Source organism: Muricauda sp. SCSIO 65647 (assembly GCF_021534965.1).
In the GTDB taxonomy this organism is placed as follows: Bacteria; Bacteroidota; Bacteroidia; order Flavobacteriales; family Flavobacteriaceae; genus Flagellimonas_A.
Genome location: NZ_CP091037.1, coordinates 3196714 through 3211219 on the forward strand (window position 1 = coordinate 3196714; position 14506 = coordinate 3211219).

The 14506-nt window shown below is 42.0% G+C and carries 10 protein-coding genes and 1 tRNA gene; 2 read left to right on the plus strand and 9 right to left on the minus strand.

Going from position 1 to position 14506, the window contains the following annotated elements:
• Positions 1-46: 46 nt before the first annotated feature.
• From L0P89_RS14145 to L0P89_RS14160, 4 genes are all read right to left on the minus strand, one after another.
• Positions 47-3388: a VCBS repeat-containing protein gene (locus L0P89_RS14145; RefSeq protein ID WP_235265763.1), complete on the minus strand. Its 3342-nt coding sequence runs from the start codon at positions 3386-3388 to the stop codon at positions 47-49.
• 112 nt (positions 3389-3500) lie between these two features.
• Entirely contained in the window at positions 3501-4991 is a 1491-nt protein-coding gene (locus L0P89_RS14150; protein ID WP_235265764.1) for a SusD/RagB family nutrient-binding outer membrane lipoprotein, read from the minus strand.
• 10 nt (positions 4992-5001) lie between these two features.
• On the minus strand, positions 5002-8133 hold the full coding sequence (locus L0P89_RS14155) for a SusC/RagA family TonB-linked outer membrane protein (protein ID WP_235265765.1): 3132 nt from the start codon (positions 8131-8133) through the stop codon (positions 5002-5004).
• Positions 8134-8446: 313 nt separating this feature from the next.
• A tRNA-Met gene (locus L0P89_RS14160) sits at positions 8447-8520 on the minus strand.
• A gap of 129 nt (positions 8521-8649) precedes the next feature.
• Between L0P89_RS14160 and L0P89_RS14165 the strand changes: the two genes are divergently transcribed.
• Positions 8650-9033, plus strand: coding sequence for an START-like domain-containing protein (locus L0P89_RS14165; protein ID WP_235265766.1), 384 nt, complete (start codon positions 8650-8652; stop codon positions 9031-9033).
• A gap of 54 nt (positions 9034-9087) precedes the next feature.
• On the plus strand, positions 9088-9933 hold the full coding sequence (locus L0P89_RS14170; protein ID WP_235265767.1) for an aminotransferase class IV: 846 nt from the start codon (positions 9088-9090) through the stop codon (positions 9931-9933).
• On the opposite strand, the gene L0P89_RS14175 is transcribed toward L0P89_RS14170, so the two are convergent.
• The 5 genes from L0P89_RS14175 to L0P89_RS14195 form a co-directional block, all read right to left on the minus strand.
• Complete coding sequence (locus L0P89_RS14175) at positions 9930-10490, minus strand: YqgE/AlgH family protein (protein WP_235265768.1); 561 nt, start codon at positions 10488-10490, stop codon at positions 9930-9932. The two genes, L0P89_RS14170 and L0P89_RS14175, sit on opposite strands and share 4 nt — an antisense overlap.
• Before the next feature lie 115 nt (positions 10491-10605).
• On the minus strand, positions 10606-10878 hold the full coding sequence (locus tag L0P89_RS14180) for an HU family DNA-binding protein (protein ID WP_235265769.1): 273 nt from the start codon (positions 10876-10878) through the stop codon (positions 10606-10608).
• Between the two features lie 176 nt (positions 10879-11054).
• On the minus strand, positions 11055-12035 hold the full coding sequence (fmt, locus tag L0P89_RS14185) for a methionyl-tRNA formyltransferase (protein WP_235265770.1): 981 nt from the start codon (positions 12033-12035) through the stop codon (positions 11055-11057).
• Entirely contained in the window at positions 12004-13905 is a 1902-nt protein-coding gene (locus L0P89_RS14190) for an ATP-dependent DNA helicase RecQ (RefSeq protein WP_235265771.1), read from the minus strand. The genes fmt and L0P89_RS14190 overlap by 32 nt, the downstream gene beginning before the upstream one ends.
• Positions 13905-14468: an AAA family ATPase gene (locus L0P89_RS14195; RefSeq protein WP_235265772.1), complete on the minus strand. Its 564-nt coding sequence runs from the start codon at positions 14466-14468 to the stop codon at positions 13905-13907. The genes L0P89_RS14190 and L0P89_RS14195 overlap by 1 nt, the downstream gene beginning before the upstream one ends.
• Positions 14469-14506 lie beyond the last annotated feature (38 nt).

Genomic DNA, 14506 nt, shown 5'->3' on the forward strand with positions numbered 1-14506 from the left:
AATGGCTTAGAGGTCGTTTTACCTTTAGATGGAAAACAAAATGTCGCTAATTTCCTAAAATAGTGAAACCTTGTAGCTTGTCGTTGTTGTTGGCAATGAGTAGGCTGTTTTTACCACCAACATTGATCTCAATGATTTTTTTGGCATCCTTTCGGGCAAAAAGTCCACTCTCGTATGATGTCACGGTCGAAAAACTTCCCCTGCCATCTCCCAGTAGTAAAATGCCCGTACCCGCATCGTTTCTTGGAGTCTCTATTTCTGAAACGAACAAATTTCCTATGGCCAATACATCAAGGTATCCATCCCCATTAAAATCGTTGACCAGCATATCATTGATATTCGACAGCTGTGCCCTGTTTGGAAGGGCATGTATTTTGAACTTACCACCACCTAGGTTTTCAATATAGGAAGACGCAAACGTGTCCGCTTTGTAATTAAGGGCATTTTCAAGATTTTTACCGCCATAAACTTGCTCTAGCTCCAAGGCAGCGAACACATCATATTTTTTGAACTTTTCTTTTAGCATGGGCACCTGTTCAGATGAACATGAAAACCCTCTGAGGGGGTAGTGTTTATCTTGATTGTAATACCCCAGTACGATGTCGTAGTTGCCATTACCGTCAAAATCGTTATAGTAGATATCGAACGGTTCTTCTTTCGATGTTTTGTATTTATAATTCAGGCCAAGGTTGCCCGCGATGTAATCGACGTCCCCATCATTGTCAAAATCACCTTTTTCAATGCTGAACCACCAACCTGATGATTCTGAAAGTCGGGTTTGCAAATCCTTTACCAATTGCCCGTTTTCATTTTTGAAAAAGGTAATGGGCATCCATTCGCCGACCAGTATCAGATCTTCATCCCCATCACCGTCATAATCGCTCCATACGGCATCGGTGACCATTCCTATGTTCTCTAATTCACTCGCTAAATTCTTTGTGGCATTGACCAACTGCCCATTGTCATTTTGTAAGAGCATGCTACTAGCGGGCAAGGGGTATTGATGGGGCCAATGTCTACCACCTATAAAAAGGTCTAGATCACCATCGCTGTCGTAATCAGAGGCTTTTACGATTGAGCCGCTGTCCCTGCCAATATTGGGTATGGCCGCTTTTGTGAAGCTGCCCTTGCCATCATTGATGTAGAGACGATCTACATAATGATAATCATTTACCGGATATTCATTGCCGCCACTTACCACAAAAAGATCTTGGTGACCATCACCATTGATGTCGGCAAATAATGCATCGATATCTTCATAGCCTCTTTCACCATGCCAAAAGTCTTCATTGTGATTGGTAAAGTTTCCATCGGGTTCTTGGATGAAAAGTGAAGCGCTATAGCTCGATGCCCCACCTATAAAAATGTCTTCTAGCCCATCGGCATTGACATCACCTTTGGCCAAAGCTGGGCCAAATTGAGATAATTTATGGGGAAGCAGCACCTGTTTGGCATAATCATCAAACTCGTTTTCTTGATGTTCAAAGGAAAGGATCGGACTTTCCATATTTTCCTTAAAATATTTCGGTATATCTGAATCGACTGCAATTTCAGTATCTCTATCAGCATCTTCCATTTTTAATTGCAACACTTGGTTCGCTTTCACGTCTTTCAGAATGCTTTTGTCCATATTTGGCCAAACGACCACAATACTGTCGACTTCAGATGCGTTTCCCAATCCGAAGTGGGCCATTGGCTCACTTGTAGAGTAAATGCCCCTGACATTGGTCATTTCACTTACTTGTTTGCCGCCATCATTGTATAACGTGATTCGAGAGCCAAATACGGGTTTCTCGTCAATTGCCGAGAGTGCTATTCTCAAATAATTGGCATTCGGCCTTGATTCGGCATTGTTGCGATATATAAAGGCCTCTCTATTGATATTGTTCACGATCAGATCTAAATCCCCGTCATTATCGAGATCGGCATAAGCTGCCCCATTTGAGAATGACTCATGATCTAGGCCCCAATCTTCAACCATTTTCTTGAATTCTAAATCGCCAAGGTTCTTGTACGCATAATTTTTCAGGGGTTGAGTGGGAATAAGAGAAACCGCACGGTCAAGGTCAATGATGTCAAAAATACTCTCAAACTGGCCCCCGCTCGGATTGTTTTTCACCCAATCAAAACGCGATTTATTGATATATTCGGCCACTTTTTTATCCGCATCTGTATTTCTGATATCACGAAGTAGGCCATTGGTTATAAAGGCATCTTTTTGTCCATCGTTGTCAAAATCGGCAAATAGGTTCGCCCAACTCCAATCCGTGGCCGCCATACCTGTCAGTTGTGCCACATCACTAAAGGAAGTATTGCCATTGTTCAGGTGCAGTGTGTTGTACATGTACTGGTAGTGACCGCCGTCATCGACTACTTTCCAGAAAACTTTAGGATTCATACCGCTCATGTTCGATTTCAATCGAAAATTATCTTCGGCCACCATGTCAAGCACAAAAACATCTAAAAGCCCATCATTGTTGATATCTGCGACATCTACACCCATGCTGTAATACGAAATATGGTTCAATGCCTCTTTCATCATCTCTTTAAATGTTCCATCTTGGTTGTTGATGAAAAGAAAATCGGGGGCTTGAAAATCATTGGCGATATAAAGGTCGGTCCACCCATCATTGTTCAGGTCGCTTGCTGATACGGCATTCGGAAAACCGGTCAATTTGACACCGGCAGCTTCGGTAACCTCAGTGAAATTTCGTTTGCCTGAATTTTTGAACAATTTGATGTGATATTCAGGTTTTAGCAAATCGCTTCCTGACAGTTCTGAGAGACTTCCCGGATTGGGGGGTTGGGTCAATAGAAGTAGATCAAGATATCCATCCTTGTCATAATCAAGAAACGTAGAATGCCTGGTTCTTCCATTATCTGCAATACCATATTCGCCGGCCAATTCTTTAAAGGTGCCATCGCCATTATTGATGTACAAAAGGTTGGTGCGCCATTCGGGTTTTTTGTCGTGCAACTCTCTACTGACATAAATATCTTCATGGCCATCGTTGTTTACATCGGCAACGGTAACGCCTGTTGACCAACCCCCATCGTCTATAATTCCTGAAGCTTTGGTAACGTCTTCAAATTTCAGATTTCCTTTATTGAGGTAGAGTTTGTCGGGCACTAGATTTCCGGCGAAGAACAAATCTTGTAATCCATCATTGTTGAAGTCGCCCACACCCACGCCAGCACCTCCATAGAAATTGGCATACAACAGAATATTCTGCTCTTTGGTGTCTTCTATGGTGTTTTTGAACTTTACGCCGGTATGGGACGGCTTAAGTAGGGTGAACAGTTTGTTTTTGGGATTCCTTACATTTTGTGAATGGCCTCCCATGAAAACAAAGAGCAAGATAAAGGTAAAAAGACTTGAACATTTCATGATTTACCAAGTTACTAAAACAAAGAGAAAAAATAAAGGAGAGTTTCCTCTCCTTTATCCAACTTAAAACTAACTCAACTAATTTAATCAAGATTAGCGCTCAACTAACAGATTAATTTACATCCCACCACACGCGTGTGGTCAATTCATCAGAACCTTGTCTGGCAATGGCTTCAGCATAGTTGGTAGGATTGTTTGTTTGCTCACTTTCTGAGTAAGACATTCTACGGGGTATTGTACCATTGGTAACATTACCAGGGAAATTTATCGGTACCAAAACAGGGAAACCTGTTCTTCTCCAATTCGAAAAAGACTCGTACTCATTCAAAAAGGTCGCTGCCCAGTATTGGGTATTGATTTGTTCAAGGGCATTACCCGCATCGTAAGGATTGTTTGCCAGATAGGTATCTATGTCCGCAGATGCAATAACGCCTGCATCACCATAAAGCGACAACATTTCCATGGCTGCCCTTACCCCATTGTTATAGTGGGTTTCCGCATCGCCTGCAAGACCCCATCGCACATTGGCCTCGGCCAACATAAACTCAACCTCGGCATAGGTTTGGAAAAACATCGGTGCATCTTCACCAGTAATGATACTTCGGTTGGGCTCTGCATAATTATCCATGTTTTCTTCTCCGGTCATATCCAAAAGCATTTGGGCGTTAAGACCGTTCGGGAAACCTATCAGGTCAGCTGGGGCGGTACTGCCATCACTTCTTCTGGCCCCCAATATGGGTAATCTTGGATCATTGCCGGCCTGCATGAAATCTACAAAAGTCTTGCTCAACCTTGGATTTCCATCAACGGTGAAAACCTCACCATTGCCATTTCGGTTGATACCCTCTGGGCCACCGGTATGGGGCACATAGAAGATATCTGCATTTGATTCCATAACGCCACCATTTATGGCCGTTGTCACCCACTGCTGCGAACCTGCTGGGTCAACCTTGATCAGGCGAAACCCTAACCTCATCATCAATGAATAGGCCAATCTTTTCCATTTGGCCTGATCGCCCTGATAGATAATGTCTGCATCACCGAACTGAGAAGTACCAGACCCTAATGCGGCGGCAGCTTCGCTCAACTCGTTGAGCATGTCTGCGTATATCTCGCTTTGTGGGTCATACCTTGGAGTCAAAATACCTTCAATGACCGCTTTACCAGCTTCGCTATAAGGCACGTCTCCATAAAGGTCGGTCAACCTAGAAAATGCAAAAACACGTAGAATTCGGGTAATTGCCTTCATTTCATCAGGAGCTCCTTCTTCATCTAACTGCGCCAACATATCTTCTACTTGCTTGACAACCCCACCATAATATCTGTCCATCAAAGATGAGGCGTATCCCCTGTTCCAGGTGTACTTGTCCCCATCCCAATAGCCTGCCGTAGTGGCGATGTGTTGCATCATTGTAGATTGGTATATCAAGTTTGCCCTCCAGTTATCATAACGTTCACTTGATGCCAGTAACTGGGCAGCGGTCAATTTGGTCGAAACATCTACTTGTGTCGGTTTTGTTGGGTCAACGTTCAATTCCTCAAAACCTTCATCGCAAGCTCCAAGAAGGAGCGCAAACAATAAAATATAAATCGCTTTTTTCATAATTTTTTTTTTAGAACTTAATGTTACAACTAATTCCATAGTTTCTGGCCGAAGGTAGGCCGAAATATTCCAATCCTTGCGAATTGCTGACATTGTAAGCACTTTCAGGATCAACATTGTCAATGCTTCTCTTAAGATAGAAAAGATTTTGACCAATCAAGCTTATTGTAACACTATTTAAGAAAGTCTTATCCAAAAGCTTGCTTGGCAATGTATACCCCAAACTTAATTGTCTAAAGGAAATATAGTCAGAATCTTCGACAAATTCTTCGGCAATGTCGTTTACCCTGCCCCAATATGTTTGCAAGTTTTCTGGTGTAACCGTTGTCGTGAACGAGGTTCCAGAACCTGAATCGGGATCAAAGGTAGATCCATCTACTCCACTTACTGTAAGCCCGCCTTCACGACCTGCCAATGTGTTTTTATGAAGACCTGTTCCGTAAGCGACACTGTTTGTACCTGAGAACAGCTGACCTCCAAATTTCGCATCGATCAAAAAGTACAGATTGAAGTTTTTGTATTGGAACGTGTTTGTGAGACCAACCTGCCACGGCGGTACACCTTCACCCAATATTTTACGTTCTCCCTGTCGGGCAATCGGCACGCCATCACCATCTATATCATAAACGATGTTGCCATTGTTGTCACGTACGTAAGACGTACCAAAAATGACACCATAGGGTTGGCCCACGATATGTTGGATTCTTACATTTCTTGTTCTGGGCTCATCTAAACCAATATCTGCGTTATCGGCATTTGTGGCAGTAACCTTACCTTCATTGAATGCGGCATTGATGCTGGCCGACCATGAAAAATTAGCAGTTCGAATTGGGGTGCCCGACAAGAGTACTTCAACACCTTGGTTTTCAATCTTACCAAGATTTGCCGTAGCAGAACCAAAACCAGAACCTACCGAGGTGGTCACATTCACAATATCATTGGTTGTTTCATTGGAATAATAGGCGAGATCAAGTGACAATCTATTACCAAAGAATCTGGCATCGACACCTATTTCTATCTCACTTTTGTTCCATGGTACCAAATTGGTGTTAGGAACTGTTCCTCCAGAGATTCTTCCAAGTGGTTGTCCTAAATGGCCTTGTCCAAAAATTTCATAGTTGAGTGCCAATTGATAGGCATCTTGAGCACCGCCAGCGGTCTCGCTATAACCACCTCGCAGTTTAAGGAAATCTACAAAGGTTGGCATCTCGAACACATCTGATAGAATCACACTTCCTGTTATTGAGGAGTAGAAGTCGTCATTCGGAGTCTGCTTGCCAGGGAAGGATAGTGTAGAAAACCAGTCATTCCTGCCTGTAAAAGTCAAATAAGCGAAATCATTGTACGAAAGTTCAATGGAACCATAGAGTGAACCGATTTCCCTTTTGTTGTAATTTCTACTTCTATTTTGCTGGGCTAAATTGGCGATATCTTCCAAGCCAGGTACAATGAAATCCCGGCCTCCCAGATTCAACTCTTCAAATTCTATGCTGTTCTTGTTTGCACCGACAAAGGCAGATATTGCGAATTTTTCGGTGATATCTTTATCAGCACCCAGAATCAAATCAGAGTCAACCTGTGTATATCTTCTTTCTTGCTCATTCATTTGGCCCAATGGTATAAATGCCGTACCCCATGGCTCAACACGGGTTTCTTTTCTTGTGTAGTGGTCGGTACCTATTCTACCTCTCACATACAACCAATCTAAAATATCGTATTGTACTGAGGCCGAGGCAATGATCCTATTTCTAGTATCTTCGTTTCTGAAATTGAAAGCGGCCCAATATGGGTTTTGGGAGAACACATTATTGGAATAACCTCTTTCTGTTCCATCCGCATTGGCCCCAGGCTCAAAATCTCGAACATCTACATTGGGAGGAAGCAATCCGACCGTAAAGTTGGCATTACCCGGTGCATCGGAAAGTCTTACCCTATTGTTGGCATTTTCCACAATGTATTGGGCATTGATCTGAGCCGTAAGCTTACTTGCCAAAACCGTACCTGCATTCAAAGAAAACGTTTTTCTGTTCAAGCTTGAGTTGGGCATGATGTCTTCATTGGAAAGATCTGATGCCGAAAACCTAAAATTAGAGTTCTCAGATCCATGCGACAAAGCCACGGTGTTGATAAAAGTAGTACCCGTTCTGTAGAAATGCTTCAAATTGTCACCTACATAAGAATAGGGTCTTTCAACGCCATCCCATTGTACGACTTGAGAACCGTCTAACCTTGGCCCCCAAGAATTTAGCCCCAAATCAAAGGCCTCAGCTTCGTTCGCAGGAATTCTGCCCATGGTACCTTGGCCGTATTCGGTCTGAAAATCCCTAAGTGATGAATTCACTACATCAAATTGCACAGAAGTGCTGTATTCTATACCAAAGCCTTCTTGCTTGCTTCCGCTTTTTGTAGTGATTAGAATTACACCATTACCACCCCTAGAACCGTATAGAGCGGTCGCGGCACCACCTTTCAGTACCGATACGGACTCAATATTGTCAGGGGTCAAACTTGAAATACCGTCACCACCATCGTTACCTCCCCAAATACTTGCTGAACCGTTGTTGTCGTTACCGATAGGAATACCATCTACCACGTAAAGCGGTTGGTTGTTTCCTGTCAACGTACTGTTACCACGAATGATAACCCTACTGGAACCACCGGCACCGGTCGAGTTCTGGGTAATGTTCACACCGGCAATCTTACCTTGAAGCGAATTGATTGCATTTGGCGTCTTTACCGTGGCAATTTCTTCACCACCTACCTCAGAAATAGAGTAACCCAGGGCCTTGGTTTCTTTTTTGATACCCAAAGCGGTTACGACCACTTCATCAAGCAACTCTGTGTCAGGTTGCAGCGTAACATTGATAGTCTGTTGAGACCCCACTGCCACTTCTGTAGAGGTAAAACCCAGCGAAGAAAACTCTAGAACCGCTGAAGAGCCCGAAACGGTTATTGTGTAATTACCATCGAAATCTGTAGAAGTACCATTTGTAGTACCCTTTTCGATAACATTGGCCCCCGGTAATGGAGCGCCACTTTCCCCATCTGTAACAGTACCACTGACCGTCACATTCTGCGCCAATATACTACCTGTAAACAGCACACTGACCAACAATAAAAAAAATCGAAGTTTTTTGTACATAATCTGTAGTTATTTATTAGTTAGTTTCTCGAGAGTATAAGATAAAAAAAATCCTAAAACTTTCTTAATGGCCCAAGGTTTATATATAGGTATGTAAAGCAAAAAAAATTCGACCAGCAACAAGGCTGAAAAGCTAAAGAACAGAATACACAAACTTAATCAAATGGTTTTCTGATCACATTTTGAACCACCAGCTACAACGATTGAGATAAGACCTCGAGCATTTTTAAGGGGATTTTTACCAAAGTAAAAGCTATTGAATTCTGTGTGTTTCTTTGGTAAAAAAAACCCTCGAAAATTCGAGGGTTTTCAGTAGCGAGAGGGAGACTTGAACTCCCGACCTCAGGGTTATGAATCCTGCGCTCTAACCACCTGAGCTACCTCGCCATGACGCTAAAGCGGGTGCAAATATAATCGTTAATTTCGCCCAATCAAAAAACGATATTATTTTATTATTTGCTTTTTATTTTTTTATATTACCGAAACATATATATTGCCGAAAGAAAAAGATAGTGAATGGGCGACAAGACAAAATTTGAAATAGAGTTTGTGATTCAGTCATCACCTCAATTGTTATATCAATATATTTCTACTCCTTCCGGGCTTTCAGAGTGGTTTGCCGATAATGTGAATTCACGCGGTGAAATCTTCAATTTCATTTGGGATGGGGCCGAAGAGAGCGCCAAATTGTTAAAACGAAAGAGTGATGAATTTGTCAGGTTTGCTTGGGAAGAAAATGAAGACGACAGCTATTTCGAAATGCGCATTATTGTTGATGAAATCACCAAAGATGTATCGTTGTTCATCATCGATTTTGCTGAAGAAGACGAACTTGAAGAGGCAAAAATGCTATGGGAGAACCAAATTTCAAGCCTTAAACAAGTATTGGGCTCTACCTAGAAACCATAATTCCCTAAAGTGTATCTTTGGTCCCGTAACAATCGGGACTTTTTTATGGTCAATTTCAACGGTAGGCTACTTTCAGAAAACGACACTTTTTTTAACCACGGAAACAGGGCCTTCAAGTATGGAGACGCACTTTTCGAAACCTTGAAAGTGGTAAATGGCAAGATTTTCTTTTTTGAAGACCATTATTTTCGATTGATGGCCTCTATGCGCATTCTTCGAATGGAAATTCCCATGGAACTTACCATGGAGTTTTTAGGGGAGGAAATCAAAAAGACCCTCGAGGCCAATGGGCTCTTAGATGCCGCAGCCCGAATACGATTGACCGTTTTTAGAAGACAAGGTGGTTTTTATGTTCCTGAAACCAATGATGTCTCTTGGGTAATGGACGTTTCGCCAGTGGCCAATCTCTTTTATCAACTCGATGAGGCAACGTATCGCATTGAGTTGTTCAAAGATTACTTTGTCAATGCCGATATGCTCTCGAACCTAAAGACGACCAATAAGATAATTCATGTGGTTGCCGGCATATTCACTCAAGAAAACGAATACCAAAACTGTTTGCTGCTGAATCAAAAGAAACAGGTTGTAGAGGCCATCAATGGCAATGTTTTTTTGGTTTTTGGCGATGAGGTCATTACACCGCCCCTTGAAGATGGGTGCCTGAACGGAATCATAAGAAGGAAGCTCATTGAAAATTTAGGGCACTCACAAGAATTTAAAATTACGGAAAGATCTATCTCGCCGTTTGAACTGCAAAAGGCTGATGAGGTCTTCATCACCAATGTCATCTCCGGAATCATTCCTGTGACCCACTATAGAAAAAAGAGCTATGGGATTGATTTTACAAAGAAAATGATAGGACGTTTAAACGCCTTGGCAAGACTTACCTAGTTCAAGATGGGATTTTCTGGGGCATTTGACCATATCAGATAATCACCACCAAGTTCAAGCATCTTTTCCTTCCAGAAAGCAGAGGTCGGTTTTTGAATGATGTCACTTTCGTATTTGTTGTTGACCACCACCCAAGACTTTGATGAAAGCTCATGGTCTAATTGCAAAGAGGCCCATCCAGAATATCCCAAAAAGAAACGAATCTCGTTTTCAGTGATCATTTTGTTGTTGATGAGCTCGATGATTCGCTCAAAATCACCTCCCCAATAAATTCCATCGGAAATCTCAATGCTCTCATCGACCAAATGGGGTACTTTGTGAATGAAATAAAGGTTGTCTTGTTCTACCGGGCCCCCATTGAAGACCTTAAAAGGTACCGTTATTTCCGATACCAACTCGGTTATATCGTACTCTAAAGGTTTGTTCAAGATAAACCCGACCGACCCTTCTTCGTTGTGTTCGGCCAAGAGTACAACAGATCTGTTGAATGATACGTCACCCGTAAGTGAGGGCTCTGCTATCAACAATTTTCCCTTTTTTGGTTCTGAATCAACCATATTTCAAGTGTTGAGGCATTTAAATGTAAGATATTATACTATAAATGCAAAACAGTCCAAAACAAAAAAGCACTTCTCTTAGAAGTGCTTTTCAATGTATTTCGTTTACGGTGGATTAATTTACCGAGTTGCTCAATTCAGCACCTGCTTTAAATTTCACAACGTTCTTGGCAGCAATTCTGATCGTTTGCCCAGTTTGGGGGTTTCTACCTTCTCTGGCGTTTCTTCTAGAAACAGACCAAGACCCAAAACCTACCAAAGAAACTCTATTTCCTTTTTTAAGTGACCCTTCTACGTTTCCTAAGAAAGACTCCAATGCTTTCTTGGCAGCTGCCTTAGTGATGCCAGCGTCTGCAGCCATTGCATCGATTAACTCTGTTTTGTTCATAATGGAATCAAATTAATTGTTGTTAAAATATTTTAATGCTGAACAAATTTATAGGGATTTGGTGTCGAAGCAAGTAAAACCAAGGGAAATTGGCTTTTTTGTTAATAACTTGAAACGTTTGTTGATAACAACCGTGATATTTTAACATTTTTCGTAAGGCTAGAACTGGTGGGGCTTTAGCGAACATAGGCGTTTTTTGATACCTCATTGCCGTTCAAAAAATCGGATATATCCATTTTTCGTTTTCCAGGCGCTTGTATCTGTAACAGTCTTATAAAACCATTATCGACGGCTACCTTCATCGTTTTTTGGTCAACTATTATTTTGCCTGTAGGCAGGTCGTGATGTACCCTTTCTCTCACGCATCCATATATCTTTATGACCATCATCTCTTTGTCATTGTGTAAAGTGGTCCAAGCAGTGGGGTAGGGAGAAAGGCCGCGGATATGGTTGTAAATGACATCGATAGGGTTTGACCAATCAATTTCACAGGTTTCCCTAAATATTTTGGGGGCTTGTTTCAATTCAGGGGCCTCTCTCTGTTTGGTTGTCACGAGTGTTCCTTTTTTTATTTGGTTGACGGTCTTGAGTACCAAATCTGCACCTACTACAGCCAATTTATCATGCAGTTCGCCAGCTGTCTCCTTTTCAGTGATTTCAATTCGGTCTTGGAGAATAATCTCGCCCGTATCTATTTTCTCGTCAATAAAGAAAGTGGTGACCCCAGTTTCGGTTTCACCATTGATAATGGCCCAGTTGATAGGTGCGGCCCCCCTATATTCGGGCAATAGCGAGGCGTGCAAATTGAAAGTGCCATATTTGGGAACCTCCCATACTGCCTTGGGAAGCATTCTGAAGGCCACGATTATTTGAAGGTTGCCATTCAAGTTTTTCAACGCTTTCAAAAAATGCTCGTCTTTTAGATTTTTAGGTTGCAAAACGGGCAACTTTTTTTCTTGGGCATATTTTTTTACAGCTGATTCATGCAGTTTTTGACCACGGCCCGAGGGTTTATCGGGTGAGGTGATCACACCGACCACGTTGTGTTCGGTCCTCAAAAGATGATCAAGACTGATTACGGCAAATTCTGGGGTTCCCATGAAAACAATGCGTAGCTCTCTTTGCTTATCGGTTTGGGCCATATTGGTTTTTTTCATTCACGGTTATTTTTTCTTCATCCAAAAGCTCTTGAATTACCCCTATTATAAGACTTTCATCATAAGGTAAGCTATTTATCAATTCTTTTGAGGTCATGTGGTGTTGCTCGAGAAGTTTAAAGACATCGGTTTTTATCTTTTTGAGTTCAGAAAGCGGCCGTTTTCGTTTATTGAGGCACACATCACATCGACCACAAGGCGACTCTATTTTTTCCCCGAAATACTGCAATAAAAATCGACTTCTACATATAGAGGTGTTGTCGATGTAGGCCAGCATGTCTTCAAACTTTCCCTTTTTGACGTTATTGAAATGCGTGACCTTATGACCAAAGGTATTGATGGTCTTATCATCTTCACGAGGAAGTAGAAAAGTCAATTCAATGTCACTCTTTGAGGATTTGTATTCGAGAATGCCATCTTTCTGCAAACGTTCAAACAGGATGTGTATTTCTTTCTCTGGTCTAGCTGTTTTTTTTGCTATCGACAAAGTGTTTATTGGTGTCTCATAGTCAAAAATACCCCCGTAGGTACGGAGTACCGTTTTAATCAAACCCTCAAAGGCCCTATTGTTTTCAATATATTTAAAGAGTTCTTGCTTTTTGGCCACAAATTGAACCGTGGTCTTTTGACCAAAGGCATTTGATAATGAAATGACCGAGTGCTGATCTAAAATTTTCATGGCATTGTATGTCAGCAACGGATTCAACCGATACTGATGGCAGAAGTCATTGAAAAAGAACGAAAAAGTCTGACCTGCGCCTTCACTATAGGGGATTTGAAAATAGGCGTTCAGTTTTTTGTAGCACAATCGTATATATTCCACATCGGGTTGGGTGGCAACGAACTGTTTTTTCGCCTGTAACCTATCTTGTTCATTGGTCAAAAGAATTGCTTTTGCAAATAACCCATCCCGGCCTGCCCTGCCCACTTCTTGAAAATAGCTTTCAAGGCTATCGGGAATGTGGTAGTGAACCACTTTTCGTACATCGGCCTTGTCAACCCCCATGCCGAAGGCACTGGTAGCCGTCATTATGTCTATGTCATTATTGAGCCACGCCTTAAGTTTTTGTTCTTTTTCATAGCTGGCCAGTCCGCCATGAAAAAAATCAGCATTGACTCCCTTGTTTTTTAATTGAGAGGCAATTTCTACCGTTGCCCTTCTGGTGCCGGCATAAACTATGCTGCAGCCACTTTCTTTGCTTATCAGTTGTTGAAGTTGGTATAATTTGTCCTCTGTGTTTTTGACATGAAAAACAATGTTCTTTCTCAACAAAGAATCTTTGAATACCAATGGGTCTTCAAGTTCAAGTTCTGTTATGATATCTTTTGAGACTTCTTTGGTGGTGGTCGCCGTAAGGGCGATCATCGGGGCCTCTGGGGCCAATTTTTTTAAAATGTTGCACTTTAGGTAGGCTGGCCTGAAGTCATGGCCCCATTGAGAGACGCAATGTGCTTCATCGATGGCCACCATATTGATTTGTATTTGCTGTATGCGTTCTTGTACCAAAGACTGTTGCAGTCTTTCGGGCGAGAGGTACAGAAATTTATAGCCGCCAAACTGACAATTGTCAAGAAGGTCTATAAGTTCATCGGCACCAATGCGGCCGGTCAAGGCCATGGCCTTGATGCCCATTTTTTTCAATCGCTGTACTTGATCTTGAATAAGTGAGACTAAGGGAGAGATCACAATACAAAGGCCGTCTTTGGCCAATGCCGGAATTTGATAGCACAATGATTTGCCCCCACCAGTGGGCATCAGTGCCAGTACATCATGGTTTTTGAGCAAGGCATTGATGATTTTTTCTTGTGAGCCCTTGAAGCTTTTGAAGCCCCAATGGTGTTGCAATATGTCGGTGGGATTTCGCTGCACTAGTTTATTTTCAGGGCTTTAGTGACAAAGTATAACCGATTGGCGACCGAGGTTTTTGGCACAATGATAGGGTCATAACCAAATCGTCTATAGGTGTCGAAAAGATGTTTGTGAATGTCTTCAGCTTCCTTATAGCTCTCTAACCTTTCGTTATCAGAGGTATAAATTTCTTTCCATGGGGGCAGTATTAAGATGGCATCATACTTTTTCTTTTCGCAGGCTTTTTCGAATTCTACGGGGTATTCTTGATTGAAAAAATCCATATAGGCCAATACATCCGGAATACCCCTATCAAAGAAACAAACTTTGGTGGGTAACCGGGTTGATGCCTCGAAATGTTCTATCCTTCCATGCAACAGATCCTTATTGAATTTAAGTGGATCTTTCACAAAAACCAATGGGTTTGATACCTGTTCTTTTGAATCTTTGTCATTTCGGGCAGCGGCGGTCATCGAGCGTATGACCTCGTGGAAACAATGAAAGCCTTTTTTTTCCAATCCCTTGATAACGGAGGTCTTGCCCGTACCCGGAGCCCCAGTGACTACAATTTTCCTTTTCCCCACATCGTTTGTTTGCCACAAAGTAATGAAATCGGGATAAG